Annotated in this window: 19 protein-coding genes; 13 read left to right on the top strand and 6 right to left on the bottom strand. The window is 69.9% G+C overall.

Features of this window, described 5'->3' with window-relative positions:
* Nucleotides 1-8: 8 nt before the first annotated feature.
* The gene (locus tag ACIRP7_RS07875) at nucleotides 9-863 is read right to left on the bottom strand and encodes a helix-turn-helix domain-containing protein (RefSeq protein WP_403655190.1); all 855 of its coding nucleotides are present in this window, start codon (nucleotides 861-863) and stop codon (nucleotides 9-11) included.
* A 215-nt stretch (nucleotides 864-1,078) separates the two neighbouring features.
* Between ACIRP7_RS07875 and ACIRP7_RS07870 the strand changes: the two genes are divergently transcribed.
* Nucleotides 1,079-1,486, top strand: coding sequence for an ATP-binding protein (locus ACIRP7_RS07870; RefSeq protein ID WP_403655188.1), 408 nt, complete (start codon nucleotides 1,079-1,081; stop codon nucleotides 1,484-1,486).
* Nucleotides 1,487-1,504: 18 nt separating this feature from the next.
* Here ACIRP7_RS07870 and ACIRP7_RS07865 read toward each other — a convergent pair whose 3' ends face one another.
* Complete coding sequence (locus ACIRP7_RS07865; RefSeq protein WP_403655186.1) at nucleotides 1,505-1,714, bottom strand: MYXO-CTERM sorting domain-containing protein; 210 nt, start codon at nucleotides 1,712-1,714, stop codon at nucleotides 1,505-1,507.
* Nucleotides 1,715-2,051: 337 nt separating this feature from the next.
* Between ACIRP7_RS07865 and ACIRP7_RS07860 the strand changes: the two genes are divergently transcribed.
* The 8 genes from ACIRP7_RS07860 to ACIRP7_RS07825 all read left to right on the top strand — a co-directional run bounded on the left by ACIRP7_RS07860 (nucleotide 2,052) and on the right by ACIRP7_RS07825 (nucleotide 11,156).
* On the top strand, nucleotides 2,052-3,272 hold the full coding sequence (locus ACIRP7_RS07860; RefSeq protein WP_403655926.1) for a M20 family metallopeptidase: 1,221 nt from the start codon (nucleotides 2,052-2,054) through the stop codon (nucleotides 3,270-3,272).
* A gap of 288 nt (nucleotides 3,273-3,560) precedes the next feature.
* Nucleotides 3,561-4,619: a BMP family protein gene (locus ACIRP7_RS07855; RefSeq protein WP_403655184.1), complete on the top strand. Its 1,059-nt coding sequence runs from the start codon at nucleotides 3,561-3,563 to the stop codon at nucleotides 4,617-4,619.
* 199 nt (nucleotides 4,620-4,818) lie between these two features.
* Entirely contained in the window at nucleotides 4,819-6,366 is a 1,548-nt protein-coding gene (locus ACIRP7_RS07850) for an ABC transporter ATP-binding protein (protein ID WP_403655924.1), read from the top strand.
* Nucleotides 6,363-7,490: an ABC transporter permease gene (locus ACIRP7_RS07845; protein WP_403655182.1), complete on the top strand. Its 1,128-nt coding sequence runs from the start codon at nucleotides 6,363-6,365 to the stop codon at nucleotides 7,488-7,490. Before ACIRP7_RS07850 ends, ACIRP7_RS07845 begins: the two co-directional genes overlap by 4 nt.
* Nucleotides 7,490-8,773 carry an ABC transporter permease gene (locus tag ACIRP7_RS07840; protein WP_403655180.1) on the top strand — a complete coding sequence of 428 codons (1,284 nt, stop codon included), beginning with the start codon at nucleotides 7,490-7,492 and terminating at the stop codon, nucleotides 8,771-8,773. Before ACIRP7_RS07845 ends, ACIRP7_RS07840 begins: the two co-directional genes overlap by 1 nt.
* Nucleotides 8,770-9,171, top strand: a complete 402-nt coding sequence (locus ACIRP7_RS07835; protein WP_403655178.1) for a cytidine deaminase — start codon at nucleotides 8,770-8,772, stop codon at nucleotides 9,169-9,171. Before ACIRP7_RS07840 ends, ACIRP7_RS07835 begins: the two co-directional genes overlap by 4 nt.
* A gap of 27 nt (nucleotides 9,172-9,198) precedes the next feature.
* Nucleotides 9,199-10,476 (top strand): thymidine phosphorylase, encoded by a 1,278-nt coding sequence (locus tag ACIRP7_RS07830; protein ID WP_403655922.1) that lies wholly within the window; start codon nucleotides 9,199-9,201, stop codon nucleotides 10,474-10,476.
* A gap of 95 nt (nucleotides 10,477-10,571) precedes the next feature.
* Nucleotides 10,572-11,156, top strand: a complete 585-nt coding sequence (locus ACIRP7_RS07825; RefSeq protein WP_403655176.1) for a Uma2 family endonuclease — start codon at nucleotides 10,572-10,574, stop codon at nucleotides 11,154-11,156.
* Nucleotide 11,157: 1 nt separating this feature from the next.
* Here ACIRP7_RS07825 and ACIRP7_RS07820 read toward each other — a convergent pair whose 3' ends face one another.
* Nucleotides 11,158-12,081 carry an AEC family transporter gene (locus tag ACIRP7_RS07820; RefSeq protein ID WP_403655174.1) on the bottom strand — a complete coding sequence of 308 codons (924 nt, stop codon included), beginning with the start codon at nucleotides 12,079-12,081 and terminating at the stop codon, nucleotides 11,158-11,160.
* A 174-nt stretch (nucleotides 12,082-12,255) separates the two neighbouring features.
* Here ACIRP7_RS07820 and ACIRP7_RS07815 point away from each other — a divergent pair, with 174 nt between their 5' ends.
* Nucleotides 12,256-12,600, top strand: a complete 345-nt coding sequence (locus tag ACIRP7_RS07815; RefSeq protein ID WP_403655172.1) for an STAS domain-containing protein — start codon at nucleotides 12,256-12,258, stop codon at nucleotides 12,598-12,600.
* Here the strand turns inward: ACIRP7_RS07815 and ACIRP7_RS07810 are convergent.
* A complete protein-coding gene (locus ACIRP7_RS07810; protein WP_403655170.1) occupies nucleotides 12,484-13,500 on the bottom strand; it encodes a sigma-70 family RNA polymerase sigma factor in 1,017 nt (338 codons plus the stop codon). The two genes, ACIRP7_RS07815 and ACIRP7_RS07810, sit on opposite strands and share 117 nt — an antisense overlap.
* Before the next feature lie 325 nt (nucleotides 13,501-13,825).
* A complete protein-coding gene (locus ACIRP7_RS07805) occupies nucleotides 13,826-15,106 on the bottom strand; it encodes an MFS transporter (protein WP_403655168.1) in 1,281 nt (426 codons plus the stop codon).
* A gap of 63 nt (nucleotides 15,107-15,169) precedes the next feature.
* On the opposite strand from ACIRP7_RS07805, the gene ACIRP7_RS07800 reads away from it, so the two are divergent.
* Nucleotides 15,170-16,120: a LysR family transcriptional regulator gene (locus ACIRP7_RS07800; RefSeq protein ID WP_403655166.1), complete on the top strand. Its 951-nt coding sequence runs from the start codon at nucleotides 15,170-15,172 to the stop codon at nucleotides 16,118-16,120.
* Between the two features lie 22 nt (nucleotides 16,121-16,142).
* Here ACIRP7_RS07800 and ACIRP7_RS07795 read toward each other — a convergent pair whose 3' ends face one another.
* Nucleotides 16,143-16,898: an alpha/beta hydrolase gene (locus tag ACIRP7_RS07795; RefSeq protein ID WP_352389036.1), complete on the bottom strand. Its 756-nt coding sequence runs from the start codon at nucleotides 16,896-16,898 to the stop codon at nucleotides 16,143-16,145.
* Nucleotides 16,899-17,012: 114 nt separating this feature from the next.
* Here ACIRP7_RS07795 and ACIRP7_RS07790 point away from each other — a divergent pair, with 114 nt between their 5' ends.
* Together ACIRP7_RS07790 and ACIRP7_RS07785 are read left to right on the top strand one after the other, a co-directional pair.
* Nucleotides 17,013-18,176, top strand: coding sequence for an adenosine deaminase (locus tag ACIRP7_RS07790; RefSeq protein ID WP_403655164.1), 1,164 nt, complete (start codon nucleotides 17,013-17,015; stop codon nucleotides 18,174-18,176).
* A 138-nt stretch (nucleotides 18,177-18,314) separates the two neighbouring features.
* The gene (locus ACIRP7_RS07785) at nucleotides 18,315-18,671 is read left to right on the top strand and encodes an ATP-binding protein (protein WP_403655162.1); all 357 of its coding nucleotides are present in this window, start codon (nucleotides 18,315-18,317) and stop codon (nucleotides 18,669-18,671) included.
* The last annotated feature ends 153 nt before the right edge of the window (nucleotides 18,672-18,824 follow it).

Here is an 18,824-nt window from a genome sequence, read left to right as displayed (position 1 = left end):
CGGGTGCCTCACAGCTCCTTGGCCAGATGGTGGATCAGGTCGCGTGACTGTTCGGGATCAAGTGATGACGCTTCTACTCTACGGAAGAGTGTTCGGAATACGCCGAGTTGAGCCTCTGCGTCGATGAACGCCGTGCCGTGTGGCGCGTCGCGGACCACAGTGTCCAACCTCGGGATGCTGCCACCGGCGTAGATCATCGCGCTGCCGGTGTCGTCGAAGCGCTCCAGGGTGAACGGGATGACTCGGACGGTGACGTGGTCTGCTTCGGAGAGCTCCAGAATGCGAGCGAGCTGGGCCTGTGAGGCAGCTCGGCCGGCGACCCTGATTCGTAGCGCTGCCTCGTGAATCACGGCCTGGTAGGGGGTTGGTGTGGGCCTTTCGAGGATTGTTCGACGCTGCATGCGATGCCGCACACGCAGCTCGCGGTCGGCATCGGGGAGCTCCGGAATGCGGGTCGAGAAGAGAGCCCGTGCGTAGTCCTCGGTCTGGAGAAGGCCCGACACGTGCAGCAAGTCCACGTCCCATCGGAATGTGGCGTTGTGTTCCAGTTCGGAGAGGTCCAGGAACGGCGTGGGCAACTGCCCGCGGTACTCCTCCCACCAGCCGCGAGTCCGGTCGGTGGCCACATGCACCAGAGCTGAGATCAACTCTTCGTCGGAGCAGGAGTAGTTGACCGCCATGCTGCGCAAGCGTTTCTCGCTCACGCCGGTCAGGGCGGATTCGATCTGGCTGATCTGGCCGGAGCTCACGCCGAGCAGGGCGGCCGCCTCGCGTCCGGTGAGGCCGGCCTTCTCCCGCAGTCTGCGCAGCTCAGTTCCGAGTCGCATCTGCCGTGCGGTGGGTTCCGGCCTCAGTCCCGCCATGGAGTGCTCCTCGGATCAACGCGCCTATCGGCGCGGCTCGTTCGGGGACAGATTACGCGATCAGGTTGCTAGACCTCGAATTGCAGGTCTACTGTCAGTGATGCGACGCACACGCTGCGGAATCGCCGGGATCCCGGAAGCGCACCGCCCCGTCCTGCCACGACGGCTGCGGCACTGCCACCGCCCGAAGCCGCCTGGAGAGCTGGAGTTGCGCCATGCCCGAAAACGCCCCCTGGGAGTACACCCTGTACATCCCGAACGACCTCCGAGCCGTCACCGTCGCCCGTCGCACCCTCCGTCTCATCCTCACGATGCACGGCCTGATCCGCCTGACCGACACCGCCGAACTCCTCGCGGCCGAGCTGGTCTCCAATGCCGTACGGCACACGAAAGGGCCGGCCGCCCTCAGGGTGCGGTGGTCGGCGGGGGTGCTGCGGATCGGGGCCTGGGACGCGGACCCTGAACCTCCCGAGCCGCCCGGTGAGTTGAACGCCATGGGAGAAGCAGAGGAGGGGCGGGGATTGGCGTTGGTCAAGGCCTGCGCGGATCTGTGGGGATGGCAGCCCTTGTCCAGGCAGGGCAACCGGGGCAAGTACGTGTGGTGTGAACTGGCCTCGGCTTAGGACGGGACTCGGCAGGGCTCAGCCCCCGCGGGGCGGCTCTTCCGTCCAGGTGAACCCCGCCAGAGGGTGCTGCGAGGGTTCACCGATCGGTGCCGGTCCTGGTGCCGCTGTGTGGCGTCGGCGTACCAGCCACACCAGCGAGGACAGCAGCCAGCCTGCCGCGATCATGGTGATCAGTATTCCCAGGATCAGCCCCGCCGCGCCCAGGAAGCCGAATTTCGCCAGCATCCATGGAATGTGGTCCTCGCCGCATCCGCACGCGTTCATGCGGGGAAGGCTGCCCGGCTCAGGCCCACCGATCGCACTGTGTGGCGCAATCGTCACGTGGTGGTGACGGATCCGGGACCCCCAACCCCAGATTCCGCTCCGTGGGGTTCCGAAAGGTGAACAGACCGGCATGCGGGAGCGGAGGCGTGGTATGTGTGGGAAAGATGGTTCTTACCCATCTCAAATCACATCCATGCGTCGAGCGACCAGATTTTCTTCCCACGGCGGGTTGAAGTTTTGTTGATCGCGGGTCGGTTGGTCGCCCCGGCGTCCTACCCTTTAGAGGGTGAAGCAACTGATGTCACTGGAGTCCGAGGTCGATCTGCCCGGGGAAGCCGTGCTTCCCGGCGTGCTGAGCGACGCGCTGCACGCCGAACTGGTCCACTTCCGGCGCGACTTGCACATGCATCCGGAGCTCGGCAATCAGGAGTTCCGAACCACCGCGGCGATCAAGGAGCGGCTGGAGCGGGCGGGGCTGAAGCCCCGGGTGCTCGCCGTGGGGACCGGTCTCGTCTGTGACATCGGGGAGTGGGACGGCGAAAGGCCCATGCTCGCCCTGCGCGCCGACATCGACGGCCTGCCCATCCCGGACATGAAGACCGAGTGCCCGTACCGGTCGACCGTGCCCGATCGGGCGCACGCCTGTGGGCACGATGTGCACACGGCCGTCGTGCTCGGCGCCGGGCTCGTCCTCGCCGACCTGCACAAGCGGGGGCTGCTGCCGCGGCCCGTGCGGCTGATCTTCCAGCCCGCCGAGGAAGTGCTGCCCGGCGGTGCCGCCGACGCCATCGAGTGCGGGGTGCTGGAGGGCGTCGGGAAGATGCTCGCCGTGCACTGCGACCCCCGGGTCGACGCCGGGAAGATCGGGCTCAGGACCGGTGCGATCACCTCCGCCTGCGACCGGCTGGAGATCTCCCTCGACGGGCCCGGCGGGCACACCGCCCGGCCGCACCTCACCACCGACCTCGTCACCGCCGCCGCCCGCGTCGTCACCGACGTGCCCGCCCTCGTCGGGCGACGGGTGGACACGCGGGCCGGGCTCGCCGTGACCTGGGGGCGGATCGAGTCGGGGCACGCCCCGAACGTCATCCCGCAGCACGCCGAGCTCTCCGGGACCGTGCGCTGCCTCGACCTCGACACCTGGCAGCAGGCCCCGGACATCGTGGTCGCCGCGATCGACGAGGTCGCCAATCTGCACGGGGCCAAGTCCGAGATCAACTACGTACGAGGCGTGCCGCCCGTCGTCAACGACGGGGGCGTCACCGAGCTGATCCGCGAGGCCATGACCGTCCGGCGCGGCGCCGACTCCGTCGAGAGTACCGAGCAGAGCCTCGGGGGCGAGGACTTCTCCTGGTACCTGCAGCGCGTCCCCGGTGCCATGGCCCGCCTCGGGGTGCGGACGCCGGGCGAGCGGACTGTGCGCGACCTCCACCAGGGCGACTTCGACGCCGACGAGTCCGCCATCACCGTAGGCGTGGAGATGTTCACGGCCGCGGCCCTGCTGGACGCCGCGCAGTGACCGGAGTGTGACGGACGGCCCCCTCGAGGGCCGTTCCGCCGCTCGGCGCAACATGCTCGTAAGCCAATCGTGCGCTCATCGCAATCCGGGTGTGCGAAGCCCGTAGAGCCTCAGTTCAGACGCTGTTTGCCTCGAATCGATAACGGCTTCGGAAGAGGTCTGTTTCCGACATCTACGCGCGTTACGATGCCGCGAAGCCAACGCCGCAGGGGCGTACAGGCCCGGGCACTGGCATGGTGCTCACATGAAGCGCCGACAAGGCGCTCAGGTCAGGTGAAGGAGCCTCCCGTGCGCCGGGTAGCCAAGCTTTCTGCTGCGTGTATCGCAACCGCAGCTCTCGCACTGACTGCCACAGCCTGTGGCAGCACGTCCTCACAGGACAACAGCTCGTCGTCCGCCTCCGCGAGCAGCGGCAAGGGCGGCATCAAGATCGGCCTCGCCTACGACGTCGGCGGCCGTGGTGACCGCTCCTTCAACGACTCCGCCGCGCGCGGTGCCGACAAGGCCGCGAAGGAGTTCGGCGGTTCCATCAAGGAGCTCACCGCCAAGAGCTCCGACACCGAGGCCGACCGCGAGCAGCGCCTGACCGACCTGGCGGACGCCGGGTACAACCCGATCGTCGCCGTCGGTTTCTCCTACGCCACCTCGGTGGACAAGGTCGCCGCGAAGTACCCGAAGGTCAACTTCGGCCTCATCGACGCGGTCGCGACCGCCAAGAACGTCGACAGCATCACCTTCACCGAGGAGCAGGGCTCCTACCTCGCCGGTGTCGCCGCCGCGCTGAAGACCAAGAAGGACCACGTCGGCTTCATCGGCGGTGTGGACACCCCGCTGATCAAGAAGTTCGAGGCGGGCTACGTCCAGGGCGTCAAGGACACCAACCCCAAGGTCAAGGTCGACGTCCAGTACCTGACCCATGGCTCGGACTTTTCCGGTTTCGCCAGCCCCGACAAGGGCAAGGAGGCCGCGTCCGGCCAGCTCGACGCCGGCGCCGACGTGATCTACTCCGCGGCCGGCTCCTCCGGCAACGGCTCGATCGAGGCCATCTCCGGCGTCAAGGGCGCCTGGGCCATCGGCGTGGACTCGGACCAGTACAACATCGCGGGTCTGGCCAAGTACAAGAACTCGATTCTCACCTCGATGGTCAAGAACGTCGACGTCGGCGTCTACGACTTCATCAAGTCCGTCAACGACGGCAAGCCGCTGACCGGCAACCAGATCTACTCGCTCGCCAAGGGCGGCGTGGGCCTGGCCACCAGCGGTGGCTTCATCGACGACATTCAGCCGAAGCTGGACGCCGCGAAGAAGAAGATCGTCGACGGCACCGTCAAGGTCAAGACCAGCTGACCTGACGGTTCCCGCCGGAACCCGGGCTCGGCGAAGGGGCCTCGACAACCCCCTCGCCGAGCCATAACAATGTGTCAACTCTACGCGTGTAGCACGGAGTTGTCGCGCTAGCGTCGCCGACGCCTGCCCTCCCCTACGCAGCCCCTTTCCCCCAGGAGAGTGCGCCATCAACGCGTCCAGCCCTCCCGCTGCCGTCGAACTGCGCGGCATCACCAAGCGATTCCCCGGCGTCGTCGCCAACAAGGACATCGACATCACCGTCCGCACGGGCACCGTCCATGCCCTGTGCGGTGAGAACGGTGCCGGCAAGTCCACCCTGATGAAGATCCTCTACGGCATGCAGCAGCCGGACGAGGGCACCATCACCGTGAACGGCGAGACGGTCACCCTCCACACCCCCGCCGACGCCATCGCCCGCGGCATCGGCATGGTGCACCAGCACTTCATGCTCGCCGACAACCTCACGGTCCTGGAGAACGTCGTCCTGGGCGCGGAGAAGCTGTACGGCATCGGCGCCAAGGCCCGCGCGAAGATCAGGGAGATCTCCGACGCGTACAGCCTGAACGTCCGGCCGGATGTGCTGCTGGAGGAGCTCGGCGTCGCCGACCGCCAGCGCGTGGAGATCCTCAAGGTCCTCTACCGCGGCGCCAAGACCCTGATCCTCGACGAGCCCACCGCCGTCCTCGTCCCGCAGGAGGTCGACGCCCTCTTCGACAACCTGCGCGAGCTCAAGGCCGAGGGCCTCACCGTCATCTTCATCTCGCACAAGCTCGGCGAGGTCCTGTCGGTGGCCGACGAGATCACCGTCATCCGGCGCGGCACCACCGTCGGCACGGTCGAGCCCGCCGGTACGACCCCCAAGCAGCTCGCCGAGCTGATGGTGGGCAGCGAACTGCCCACGCCGGAGACCGAGGAGTCCACGGTCACCGACGTCCCGCTGCTGAAGCTGGACGGTCTGCGCCTGGCCCAGACCGACCTCGACGGCATCGAGCGGATCATCCTCGACGACATCTCCTTCACCATCCACCAGGGCGAGGTCCTCGGGATCGCCGGCGTGGAGGGCAACGGCCAGTCCGAACTGGTCGAGGCCATCATGGGCATCCGCGACCCCGACTCCGGCACGGTCACCCTCGACGGCACCGACATCTCCCACGTCCCCACCCGCCACCGCCGCGAGGCCGGCGTCGGCTACATCCCCGAGGACCGCCACCGCCACGGCCTGCTCCTCGAGGCCCCGCTGTGGGAGAACCGCATCCTCGGCCACGTCACCGAGAAGCCCAACTCCCGCGGCCAGCTGCTCGACATCAAGGCCGCCCGCACGGACACCGAGCGCATCATCAAGGCGTACGACGTCCGTACCCCCGGCATCGACGTCACCGCCGCCTCGCTGTCCGGCGGCAACCAGCAGAAGCTGATCGTCGGCCGCGAGATGAGCCACGCGCCCAAGCTGCTCATCGCCGCCCACCCCACCCGCGGTGTGGACGTCGGCGCGCAGGCCGCGATCTGGGACCACATCCGCGAGGCCCGCCGCGAGGGCCTGGCCGTGCTGCTGATCTCCGCCGACCTGGACGAGCTCATCGGCCTGTCCGACACCCTGCGGGTGATGTACCGCGGCCGACTGGTCGCCGACGCCGACCCCGCCACCATCACCCCCGAGGAGCTGGGCTCCGCCATGACCGGTGCGACCACCGGCCACCTGGAGCACGCAGCGGACTCCGCAGCGGACCACGAGGACGACGCCCGATGAACAAGCTGACCCAACGCATCGACAGGGAGCGGCTGCTCCTCGGCATCGCGGCCCCGCTGCTGGCGGTCGTCGCCGCACTGGTCGTCACCACCCTGGTCATCCTCGCCACCGGCAAGAACCCGGGCGCCGCCTTCAGCGACATGCTGACCTACGGCTCCGCCAGCGACAGCCAGGTCTACATCCTCAACAAGGCGACGACGTACTACCTGGCGGGCGTCTCGGTGGCCATCGGCTTCCGGATGAACCTGTTCAACATCGGCGTCGACGGCCAGTACCGCATCGCCGCGTTCTTCGCCGCTGTCCTCGGTGGCGCGCTGACCACGCCGGGCTGGATCTCCATCCCGCTGATCATCCTGTGCGCCATGGGCACCGGTGCCGTGTGGGCGGGCATCGCGGGCGTTCTGAAGGTGACCCGCGGCGTCAGCGAGGTCATCTCGACGATCATGCTCAACGCGATCGCCACCGCGATCATCGCCTACCTGCTCCAGCCCGGAAAGCTCGCCGAGCTCCAGGCCGGCGGCACGGTCGTCTCCACCAAGCCGCTGCCGTCGTCCTCGTACTTCTTCCAGATCGACACCGGCGCGGCGGGCGAGCTGTGGGGCTTCATCGTCATCGCCGTACTCGTCGGCATCGCGTACTGGTTCGTCCTCGGCCGCACCCGCTTCGGCTTCGACCTGCGCACCGTCGGCCAGTCCGAGAGCGCCGCCGCCGCGAGCGGTGTCTCGGTCAAGAAGATGATCGCCACCAGCATGCTCATCTCGGGCGCGGTGGCCGGCCTGATCGGCATGCCGACCCTGCTCAACGACAGTCACCAGTTCAGCAACGACTTCCCCGTAGGCATCGGCTTCACCGGTATCGCCATCGCCCTGCTCGGCCGCAACAACCCGGTCGGCATCGCGCTGGGCGCGCTGCTGTGGGGCTTCCTGGAGCGCACCACCAACCACCTGGAGTTCCAGGGCTACGACAAGGAGATCCTCGGCGTCATCCAGGGCGTCATCGTCCTGTGCGTCGTCATCGCCTACGAGGTCGTACGCCGTTACGGACTCAGGCGCCAGCAGCAGCGGGTCGGCGCCGAGCTCGCCGCCCAGGCCGCAGCCCCGACCCAGAAGCAGGAGGTGGCGTGATGACTGCCACGACGACCCACACGCCGCCCCCCGCGGCCCCCAAGGCGGACACCGCCACCCGGTCCGGCCGCTCGCTCGGCCAGATCCTCATGATCGTCGCCGGTGCGCTGCTCCTCATCGCCGCCGTCCGCGTCATCTCCGGCTCCGACCAGCTCACCTCCGAGGGCCAGGTCTCCGCAGCGCTCAGCCTCGCCGTGCCGATCGGCCTCGCTGGTCTCGCCGGTCTGTGGTCCGAGCGCTCCGGTGTGGTCAACATCGGCCTCGAAGGCATGATGATCCTCGGCACCTTCGGCGCCGGCTGGATCGGCTGGCAGTCCAGCCCCTGGCTCGGCCTGCTGTGCGGCGTCGGCTTCGGCGTCCTCGGCGGCCTGCTCCACGCGGTCGCGACCGTCACCTTCGGCGTCGACCACATCGTCTCCGGTGTCGCGATCAACCTCCTCGCGCTCGGCACCACCCAGTACCTCGCCAAGCTCTTCTTCGTGGACGGCAAGGCGGCGGACGCGGGCGGCAACCCCAAGCAGTCCCCGCCCGTGGACTCCCTGCCGCACTTCGACGTCCCGGGCCTGTCCAGCGGTCTGCACTCCATCGAGAACCACCACTGGTTCCTGATCTCCGACATCGCGGGCATCCTCGGCGGTCTGTTCACCAACCTGTCCATCGTGACGGTCCTGGCGGTCGTGCTGTTCGTCGGCAGCTGGTGGCTGCTGTGGCGCACCCCGTTCGGCCTGCGGCTGCGTTCCTGCGGTGAGAACCCGATCGCCGCCGAGTCCCTCGGCGTCAACGTCTACAAGTACAAGTACATGGCCGTGGCCGTCTCCGGCGGCCTCGCCGGTCTCGGCGGCGCCTTCCTGGCCCTGGTCACCTCGCACACCTACCTCGAGGGCCAGACCGGCGGCCGTGGTTACATCGGCCTCGCCGCCATGATCTTCGGCAACTGGCGGCCCGGCGGACTCGCCATGGGCGCGGGTCTGTTCGGCTACTCCGACGCGCTCCAGCTGCGCAACGGCGGCGAGACCGTGCACGCGCTGCTGCTCCTGCTGTTCGTGCTGCTCCTGGCGATGGCCGGCTGGAAGCTGTACAAGAAGGCGCACTGGCAGGGCGGCATCAGCCTCATGGTGGCCGCGGGCGTCCTGGTCTGGTACCTGGTCACCGACGAGGTCCCGAGCGACTTCGTGGGCGCCACCCCGTACGTCGTCACGCTGCTGGTGCTGTCGCTGTCCGCGCAGCGCCTGCGAATGCCCAAGGCGGACGGCATGCGCTACCGGAAGGGCCAGGGCAAGTGACCGCCCGGTCCGACATCGACTGGGAGTCGCTGCGCGAGCGGGCCCGGGACGCCATGTCCCGGGCGTACGCCCCGTACTCCGGCTACCCGGTCGGCGTGGCCGCCCTGGTCGACGACGGCCGTACCATCACCGGCTGCAACGTGGAGAACGCCTCCTACGGCCTCGGCCTGTGCGCCGAGTGCGGTCTGGTCTCGGAGCTGCAGAACTCCGGGGGCGGCCGGCTCACGCACTTCACGTGCGTGGACGGCCGGGGCGAGATCCTCGTCCCCTGCGGCCGCTGCCGGCAGCTGCTGTACGAGTTCGGCGGCCCGGACCTGCTCCTGGAGACCCCGGCGGGCATCCTGCCGCTGTCGGAGATGCTGCCGCAGGCCTTCGGGCCGGGGCATCTCACCAAGTAATTCCCGGAAGGAAAGCCCTGCATGGCCATGGACGCCATCTCCGTCATCCGCACCAAGCGGGACCGCGGTGAACTCAGCGACGAGCAGATCGACTGGGTCATCGACGCGTACACCCGCGGGGAGGTCGCCGACGAGCAGATGTCCGCGCTCGCGATGGCGATCCTGCTCAACGGCATGAACCGCCGTGAGATCGCCCGCTGGACCGCCGCGATGATCGCCTCGGGCGAGCGCATGGAGTTCTCGTCCCTGTCCCGCCCGACGGCCGACAAGCACTCCACGGGCGGCGTCGGCGACAAGATCACCCTCCCGCTGGCGCCCCTGGTGGCGGCCTGCGGCGCGGCCGTCCCCCAGCTCTCGGGCCGCGGTCTCGGCCACACCGGCGGCACGCTCGACAAGCTGGAGTCGATCCCGGGCTGGCGGGCGCTGCTGTCGAACGAGGAGATGCTGAACGTCCTCGACACCACCGGCGCGGTGATCTGCGCGGCGGGCGACGGCCTGGCTCCCGCCGACAAGAAGCTGTACGCCCTGCGTGACGTCACCGGCACGGTCGAGGCCATCCCCCTGATCGCCTCCTCGATCATGTCGAAGAAGATCGCGGAGGGGACGGGCTCGCTGGTCCTGGACGTGAAGGTCGGCACCGGCGCCTTCATGAAGACCATCGAGGACGCGCGCGAGCTGGCGTCCACGATGGTGGGCCTGGGCACGGACCACGGCGTGAAGACGGTCGCGCTCCTGACGGACATGAGCACGCCCCTCGGCCGCACGGCGGGCAACGCCCTCGAAGTCCGCGAGTCGGTCGAGGTCCTGGCCGGCGGCGGCCCGTCGGACGTGGTCGAGCTGACCCTCGCGCTGGCCCGCGAGATGCTCGACGCGGCGGGCGTCCGCGACGCCGACCCGGCGAAGGCCCTGGCCGACGGCTCGGCGATGGACGTCTGGCGTCGGATGATCGCGGCGCAGGGCGGCGACCCGGACGCGGAGCTGCCCGTGGCCCGCGAGCAGCACGTGATCAAGGCGTCCGCCTCCGGCGTCCTGACCCGCCTCGACGCCTACGGCATCGGCGTCGCCGCCTGGCGCCTCGGCGCGGGGCGTGCCCGCAAGGAGGACCCGGTGCAGGCGGGCGCGGGCGTGGAGGTGCACGCCAAGCCGGGCGACACGGTCACCGAGGGCCAGCCCCTGCTGACCCTGCACACCGACACCCCGGAGCGCTTCGAGTACGCCCTCCAGTCGATCGAGGGTTCCTACGACATCGGGGCGCCGGGGACGGCCTTCACGGCGTCGCCGGTGGTGCTTGAACGCATCGCCTGACCTGGGGTTTCCTCTTTCGGGTGAACGGGATCGGTGGACCGCCACTGGTCCCGTTCGGCATGCTGGACTCGGTGACGCACCGATAGGAGACCGCCATGAGCGCACTCACCGTGGGCCACGATCCCGGCCAGAGCTGGGACGACCTCGTCCAGCTCTGGGACGAGATGGAATGGCCCGAGGGCAGCAAGGTGGAGATCATTGAGGGGATCATCACCGTGTCACCTGCTCCCGCGCCGCGTCACAACGTGATCGCGGAACGTATTCAGCGCCGCCTTTACTCCGTGATCCCCGATGACTGGGGGGTGTTCCAGACCCAGGCCATCGCTGTTCCGTCGCGGTTGGGGATGTTCATCCCGGACATCCTGGTCGCCCCGATCGAGGAGTGCACCGACGCGGAGACCTACTTGCCGGCTGCCGTCGCCGAACTCGTCGTTGAGGTCACCTCCAGGAAGAACGCCCGCCACGACCGGGTGAGCAAGCCTGCCGCCTACGCGTCCGCCGGCATCCCGCTCTACCTCCTCGTCGACCGCTGGGCGCCGGAAGGCCCCACCGCGACCCTCTACGGAGAGCCCCACGGAGACGCCTACCGCCCGCTGGCAGTCGCCAAGTTCGGCGAACCCCTCACCATCCCGGCCCCCTTCGACCTCGTCATCGACACCGGCGAGTTCCCCGAGACCTGAGTCACCCCAACAGCGCCGCGACAACCACTAATACCGGCACCGACACTACCGTCGACACCAGGATCGAGTCGCGGGCCAAGCGCTCGCCCACGCCGTAGGTGGACGCGTACGTGTAGAGGTTCTGCGCGGCCGGCAGGGCCGATGTCACCACCACGTCGAGGAGTTGCGCTCCGTGGAGGCCGAAGACCCCGGCCGCCAGTGCCCAGGCCGCCGCGGGCTGCCCCACCGACTTCAGGGCGACCGAGAGCAGGACGAGCTGTCGGTCCGGGCCCCGGCCGGGCATGGTGCTGCCGCACAGGGAGATGCCGAAGGCGAGGAGGACGGCCGGGACCGACATGCCGCCGATCAGGGTCAGGGGGTCCATGACGGGGGCCGGGACTTTGAGACCGGCCGCCGAGACCGCCACGCCGGCCAGTGAGCCCACCGCGATCGGATTGCGCAGCGGGGTCAGCAGTCGCCGCCACAGCGGACCCTTCTCCCCGTCGCCCGACGCCACGTCCAGGACGGTCAGCGCGATCGGGGTCACCCCGACCAGCTGGAAGAGCAGCACCGGCGCCACCAGCGAGGCATCCCCGAGCACGTACACCGCGATCGGGATGCCGAGGTTGCCGGAGTTGACGTAGGACGAGCACAGCGCGCCGATCGTCGTACGGCCCAGCCCCCAGCCCCGGGCGACACCCACCGCCACGAAGACGCCCGCCGCCGCTGCCGTGCTGAGCGCGGTCACCAGGAGACGGCTGGAGAAGATCACCGACAGGTCGGCCCGGGCCAGCGTGGTGAACAGCAGGGCGGGGGAGGCGACATGGAAGGCGAGCTTGGTCAGGACCTCCCGGCCCTGGTCGCCGAGGTAGCCGCGCAGACCGATGAGATAGCCGACGCCGATCACCACCGCGATGACCGCGAAGCCGGTCAGCACTCCCTGCACGGAGGCTCCTCAAGGGTGAGGAGGGCGTGGCATATCCAGGGAGGTGCTGATGGGTGGCGCATACAGGCAACCCTCGGGGGCAGGCGGCACCCAGGTCAACGTGATCCTTCCCGCGCGGCGGGGCGTCGGCCGATGAGTTACGCCCGCCCGTCAGGTCTACCGATCGTGGACGCCATGACACCCGCTGTACTCGTGCTGGCCGGCCCCGTCACCCGGGACGAGGTGACGGGGCTCGGCGACGAGGTCCGGGCCCTGCTGCGGACGACCCGCGCCGGGGTGGTGGTGTGCGACGTCGCCGGGCTGGGACCGCCGGGTCTCGCCGTCGTCGATCTGCTCGCCCGGCTGCAGCTCGCGGCCCGGCGCGCCGGGGGCCGGATCAGACTGCGCGACCCCGACCCCGGGCTACACGCCCTCCTCGACCTCGTCGGCCTCCGCTTCGAGGTGGAGGGGCAGGCCGAACAGGGGGAACCAGCGCTGGGTGTCGAGGAAGAAATGGAACCCGGTGAGCCTGCCGTCTGAGATCTCCAGCACCTGGACCGCCCACGGGATGTGACCGCCCTTGTCCGGGTCCGGCTTGTACTGGGCGAACCCCGGCATGCCGTTGACCTGCACCGGCACCAGCCGGGAGCCCTCGCAGGCCGCGCCGAGGGTCGTCATGAAGCCCGTGATGTCGTCGTGGCCCGTCAGCCAGAGGTCGAACGGCGGCATCGTCATGATGGCGTCCTCGTGGAGGAGGGCCGTCAGCGCCGTCATGTCGTACCCCTCGAACGCCTTCACATAGCGGTCCAGGAGTTTCTGCTGCTCCTCGTCCAGCGGGTCGGAGACGGCCGCGTCGGCGCCGTGCTCCTCCCGCTCGGCGAGGGTGGCGCGGGCCCGCTGGAGGGCGCTGTTGACCGAGGCGACGGAGGTGTCGAGCAGTTCGGCGACCTCGCTCGCCTTCCAGGCCAGCACCTCGCGCAGGATCAGCACCGCGCGCTGCTTGGGCGGCAGTTGCTGCAGGGCGGCCATGAAGGCGAGCCGCACGGTCTCCTTGGCCACCGCCGCCTCGGCCGGGTCCTCGACGGTCGGCAGGATGCGGTTGTCCGGCATCGGCTCCAGCCAGGTGTGGTCCGGGCGGGGGGACAGGGCGGCCTGGGCGAGGGGCGTCGATTCGGTGAGGTCCATGGGGCGGGCGCGCTTGTTCCCCGCCGTCAGCATGTCCAGACAGACGTTGGTCGCGATCCGGTACAGCCACGAGCGGAGGCTGGAACGGCCCTCGAACCTGTCGTAGCTCCGCCAGGCCCGCACCATCGTGTCCTGCACCGCGTCCTCGGCCTCGAAGGACGAGCCGAGCATGCGGTAGCAGTACCCCGTCAGCTCCGTGCGGTGCTTCTCGAGCCTGACGTCGAGGTCTGTCGTCGTAGCCGTAGCGTCCGTCATCGTCCACCCACCCCTGTGGCCGTACTGTGCCGCGCCTTTGCGCCCACTCCTTGGAAGCTACCGCAGGGCTCTGACAATGGCGTGCCGAGTGGGTGAACGTGCAGGTCGGATGGTTCTCGCCCCCGCCGTGCCCCCAGACCCCCTCGGCCCTGAGGGCCTCGTCCTCAAACGCCGGACGGGCAGGGGCAGAGCCCCCTGGGAGCGGGGTCGAAGGGGCGGCAGCCTTTGGGGACGGGACGGGACGGGACGGGACGGGTAGGGGCGGCGGGGGCGAAAAAACGTCCCCTGACCGGCCGACCCCGGTCAGGGAAGCAGAACATGCGGCTCAGGCCGTCGCGAGCCGCTGCTGGGCCCGGGCCGCACGTGTTCCGAGGACGGTGATCGACACCACGCCGACCACCGCCAGCAGGCCGACCCCGACCGTCCCGGTCCAGCCGCCCGCGTGGAAGGCGAGTGCGCCGACCGTGCTGCCCGCGCTGGAGCCGATGTAGTAGGCGGACTGGTAGAGGGCCGAGGCCTGGGCGCGGCCATGGGTGGCCGTCTTGCTGACCGCCGAGGACGCCACCGCGTGCCCGGCGAAGAAACCCCCGGTGATCAGGACCAGGCCCAGCAGGACCAGCCCGAGGGAGTCGGCCAGGGAGAGCAGAAGGCCCGCGGCCGTCGTACCGCCCGCCGCGTACAGCGCGCCCCGGCGGCCCAGGCGGCCGACGAGCCGGCCCGCCGTCGACGCGGACACCGTGCCCACCAGGTAGACCAGGAAGATCGAGCCGACGATGCCCTGGGGGAGGGAGAAGGGCGCCTCGGTCAGCCGGTAGCCGATCACCGTGTACACACCGCCGAAGACCGTCATGAACAGCGCGCCGATGGCGTAGAGGCGGCGCAGCAGCGGGTCACCCAGGTGTCCGCGGACCGTGCCGAGCAGCACCCGCGGCCGCAGCGAGCCCGCCACGAAGTGCTTCGGCGCCGGCAGCAGCAGGCGGAACGCCACCGCGCAGGCCACCGCGAGCGCGCCGATGACTCCCACGGCCACCCGCCAGCCCCACTCCTGCGCGACCCAGCCGGTGATGACCCGGCCGCTCATCCCGCCGACGCTGTTGCCGGCGACGAACAGGCCGATCGCCGTGACCAGCGCCTTAGGCCGGACCTCCTCGGCGAGATACGCCGTCGCGGAGGCGGGCAGTCCCGCCAGGGCGGCACCCTGCACCGCCCGCAGCACGACCAGCGTGGTCAGCGAGGGCGCGAAGGGGACCAGGATCCCGACCGTCACCGCGACCGCCAGCGACGCCGTCATGACCGTACGGCGTCCGAAGCGCTCGGAGAGGGCGCTCATCGGCAGCACGAACAGCGCCAGGCCGCCGGTCGCCGCCGCCACCGTCCAACTCGCCTCGCTCGCCGCGACCCCGAACTCGCCCGAGATCAGCGGGAGAAGGGCCTGGGTGGAGTACAGCAGCGCGAAGGTCGCGACACCGGCGAGGAAGAGGGCGAAGCTCATCCGGCGGTAGCCGGGGCCGCCCGGGGTCAGACGGGAGTCGACGGTGGCAGAGGCGGGGGATGCGGCGGGGGATACGGCGCCCACGCGGGTGGACGCCTCGGTACTGGCAGGCATGCTTCGAAGTTACGTACGGCCGCGCTCATCCGTCCAATGCATGGATTGGCCATAATCGTTCCCATGGAGCATCAGCAGAGGTCACAGGCGCGTCTGTCACCGTCCAGTGACACAGAAGACATGGTGATGTTGCTGGCCCCGCGGCTCGCCTACTTCGCCGGCGTGGCCCGCACCGAGCACGTCACCCGCGCCGCCCAGGAGATGGACGTACCGCAGTCGACGCTCTCGCGGGCCATGGTCCGCCTCGAGCAGGATCTCGGCGTCGACCTCTTCGCCCGCATCGGCCGCACGGTCTCCCTCACCCCCGCCGGCCGCACCTTCCTCGGCTCCGTCGAACGCGCCCTCGCCGAGATCCGGCGCGCCGCCGACGAGGTCCGTGCCGACGCCGACCCGGCCACCGGCAAGGTCGCCTTCGGTTTTCTGCACACCATGGGCTCGGAGACGGTTCCCGGCCTCATCCGGGCCTTCCGTGCCGACCACCCCCGCGTCCGGTTCAGCCTGGTCCAGAACTACGGCGAGGCGATGATCGAACGCCTGCGCGCGGGCGAGCTGGACCTGTGTCTGACCTCACCGGTCCCGGACGCCCCCGACCTCGTGGCCCGTCGCCTCGACGAACAGAAGCTGCGGCTCGTGGTCCCCGCCGACCACCCGCTCGCGGCACGCAAGCGGGTACGCCTCGCCGAGGCCGCCGAGGAGTCCTTCGTCACCCTGGAGCCCGGTTACGGTCTGCGCCGCATCACCGACGACCTCTGCCAGGAGGCCGGATTCAAGCCCCGCATCGCCTTCGAGGGCGAGGAGGCGGAGACCTTGCGGGGGCTGGTGGCGGCAGGGCTGGGCGTCGCCCTTCTGCCGCCGCCGGCCTTCCCGCGCCCGGGAGTCGTGGAACTGACGGTCACGGCCCCTCGGGCGGCCCGCGAGATCGGCGTCGCCTGGCTCGACGGCCACCCGGACACACCGCCGGTGGCCGCCTTCAAGAAGTTCCTGCTGTCGAGAAGGGGGAACCTGCTGCCCTGACCTGCGTCCCCGCCGCCCTGACCTACCGCCGCCGCCCGAACCCGGAGGCGAGCGGCATCCGCAGCCCCAGCGGCGGCGGAGCGGCCAGCGCGTCCTGCACCGGCCGTGACAGCACCCGCCCGAACAGCGCCCCCATCACGAAGTCCTCGGTCAGCGCGTGCACTTCGGCCCGGTACTGATGGAGTCCGTGCCCGTCGGAGTGCACCTCGAACCGGCACACCTCCCGGTTCGCCTTCTTCGCCCGGGACGCGAACCGGAACGACAACTCGGGGTCCGTCTGCTGGTCGTTGGTCCCGTGCACGATCAACACCCGGCGCCCCGCGAGCTGCTTGACCGGTTCCGGATCGGCCGCCACATCCTCCTCGGGCAGCCAGGGAGCGACCGCCACCACGGAGTTGACGGCCTCGTGCCCGCCCGCGTGCAGTGCGGCTCGTGCGCCCATGTCGATGCCGACCAGGGACACGGGGACGTCGCCGTAGCGCCGTACGACCTCGTCGGCGGCCCAGGTCGCGTCGTGCGCGAGATGCGCCTCGCTGCCGTTCCACCCCCGATAGCGGTAGTGCACCAGATGTGCCGCGAGCCCGTCGGCGTGCCCCGCACGGGCGAGTCGTCGTCCCAACGCCCTTACGGCGGAGGGCAGTCGCATCGAGGCGGGTCTGCGCAAAGAGGTCTCGTCGCCGCCCGGGAGGAGCAGCACCACCCCGCTCACCGCCGCCGGCTCCGGGCCGAGTGTCCTGCCCAGTCGGGCGCTGCGAACCGGCGTCGCTTGCTGTGCCATGACAGAACAGTGTCAGAAGCCCGGGGGGTACGACACGGGGCCGGGCGGTCACCGTTACGTATCGGCGGATTCGTACAGCGGGCGCTCTACGCGCGTAGGAGTTAGAGTGCGTAGATGACGAGCCAGACTGACCGGAGGGGGAACCCCCCGAGCCCGGACCAGATCCGCCGGGCACCCAAGGTTCTGCTGCACGACCACCTCGACGGCGGGCTGCGCCCCGGCACGATCGTCGACCTCGCCCGGGACACCGGGTACACCGCGCTCCCCGACACCGACGCGGACCGGCTGGGCGTCTGGTTCCGCGAGGCCGCCGACTCCGGTTCGCTGGAGCGGTACTTGGAGACCTTCTCGCACACCGTCGGCGTCATGCAGACCCGCGAGGCACTCACCCGGGTCGCCGCCGAGTGCGCCGAGGACCTCGCCGCGGACGGGGTCGTCTACGCCGAGGTGCGGTACGCCCCCGAGCAGCACCTGGAGAAGGGGCTGACCCTCGAAGAGGTCGTCGAGGCCGTCAACGAGGGCTTCCGCGAAGGTGAGCGGAGGGCCAGGGCCAACGGCCACCGCATCCGCGTCGGCGCCCTGCTCACCGCGATGCGGCACGCGGCCCGTGCCCTGGAGATCGCCGAACTCGCCAACCGCTACCGGGACCTCGGGGTCGTGGGCTTCGACATCGCGGGCGCCGAGGCCGGGTACCCGCCCACCCGTCATCTCGACGCCTTCGAGTACCTCAAGCGCGAGAACAACCACTTCACCATCCACGCCGGCGAGGCCTTCGGGCTGCCGTCCATCTGGCAGGCCCTGCAGTGGTGCGGCGCCGACCGGCTCGGGCACGGCGTGCGCATCATCGACGACATCCAGGTCCACGAGGACGGCACGGTCAAGCTCGGGCGGCTCGCCTCCTATGTCCGGGACAAGCGGATCCCGCTGGAGCTGTGCCCCAGCTCCAATCTCCAGACCGGGGCCGCGTCGTCGTACGCCGAGCACCCGATCGGGCTGTTGCGGCGCCTGCACTTCCGGGCCACCGTGAACACCGACAACCGGCTGATGTCCGGCACCAGCATGAGCCGGGAATTCGAGCACCTTGTCGACGCGTTCGGTTATTCGCTCGACGACATGCAGTGGTTCTCCGTCAATGCGATGAAATCAGCGTTCATTCCTTTCGATGAACGACTCGCGATGATCAATGACGTCATCAAGCCCGGATATGCCGAGCTGAAGTCCGAATGGCTGTTCCAGCAGACCGCCTCCACCAGCGGTTCTGTGGCCGAGGAGAGCTGAGCGACACAATTCTTGGGTGTGGAATGCGGGCGGGTGTTCACCATCCGTCCGCATTTCGATGTTTGCGGTGGGCGGGGCTCCCGTGTTTACGTTCGTGGACCGCTGACATCCCGTAAACCCATTTCGAGGACGCATTTCATGAAGCAGTCTGCTGCCAAGACCCTCGGTGTCGCCGCCCTCGGTGCCGCCTTCGCCGCCGCCGGCGCGGGTGCCGCGAACGCCGCTCCGGCGGTCCCGGACGCCACGCAGGCGCTCGGTTCCGTCTCCCAGGGGCTCCCCACCGAGAACGCCACCAAGGCGCTGCCGGGCGCGGGTGAGGCGCTGACGCAGGCCCAGCCGGCGCTCGCCACGGGCGTCTCGGCCGCGCAGCCCGCCGTCAAGAAGGTGCTCGCCGACGGCCCGACCGGGCCCGTCGCCGGTCTCCTCGGCGGTCTGCCGATCGCCCAGGTCCTGCCTTTCGGCGGCACCGCCCTCAACGGTCTGCCGCTCGGCTGAGACCCACCACTCCTCGCACGCGCCGGTGGGGGGGGCCCCCCCCCGGGGGGGGGGGGGGCCCCCCCCCCGGCCGGGCCCCGCGGGGGGCCCCCCGGGGGGGGGGGGGGGGGGCCGGGGGGGCCCGGCGCCCCCGGGGGGGGGGTGGGGGGGGCG

This window comes from Streptomyces sp. NPDC102270, assembly GCF_044766405.1.
Taxonomy (GTDB): Bacteria; Actinomycetota; Actinomycetes; order Streptomycetales; family Streptomycetaceae; genus Streptomyces.
Note: the sequence above shows the minus strand (reverse complement) of the source record. Positions and strands in the feature narration are given on the sequence as shown.